This is a genomic window from Ralstonia sp. VS2407 (assembly GCF_052950655.1).
This window is the reverse complement of sequence record NZ_JBRFVG010000230.1, coordinates 1-475: the sequence shown is the minus strand read 5'-3', so window position 1 is coordinate 475 and position 475 is coordinate 1. Positions and strand designations below refer to the sequence as shown.

1 protein-coding gene and 1 pseudogene are annotated in these 475 nt (G+C 38.5%); both read left to right on the top strand.

Going from position 1 to position 475, the window contains the following annotated elements; translation table 11 throughout:
* Window positions 1–342, top strand: a 342-nt coding sequence (locus ACU8YE_RS24780; protein ID WP_446930180.1) for a cyclic pyranopterin monophosphate synthase MoaC, incomplete at its 5' end; no start/stop codon positions are given.
* A gap of 5 nt (window positions 343–347) precedes the next feature.
* A pseudogene (locus ACU8YE_RS24775) lies at window positions 348–475 on the top strand (GTP 3',8-cyclase MoaA); the annotation flags it as partial.

The following is a 475-nucleotide window of genomic DNA, read 5'->3' as shown; positions in this document are numbered from 1 at the left end:
GTATTACAAGTAGCAAGAGTAGCTGGGATTACCGCCGCAAAACGAACGTTTGAATGGATTCCTTTGTGTCATTTGGTTGCTTTGACAAAGTGTGAAATTCAGTTTGATTGGCGCAATCAAACTTGTTTAGAAGTACGTTGCTTTACAAAAACAGTGGGTTCAACTGGCGTTGAAATGGAAGCGCTAACAGGTGTGCAGGCAGCACTCTTAACAATTTATGACATGTGTAAAGCAATTGATCGAGGAATGACAATGACAAACATTGGTTTATTAGAGAAAAATGGTGGACGTAGTGGTCATTTCATTCGTTCTTCAATTAAATCAAAGGAAAGTGATGAGTGAACAGCATGAAAGATGCATTTAACCGTGAAATTGATTATGTTCGTTTGTCTTTAACAGATCGTTGTGACTTACGTTGCACGTATTGCATGCCAGCAACAGGTCTTTGCTTTTTAAAAAAAGAGCAGCTTCTAAC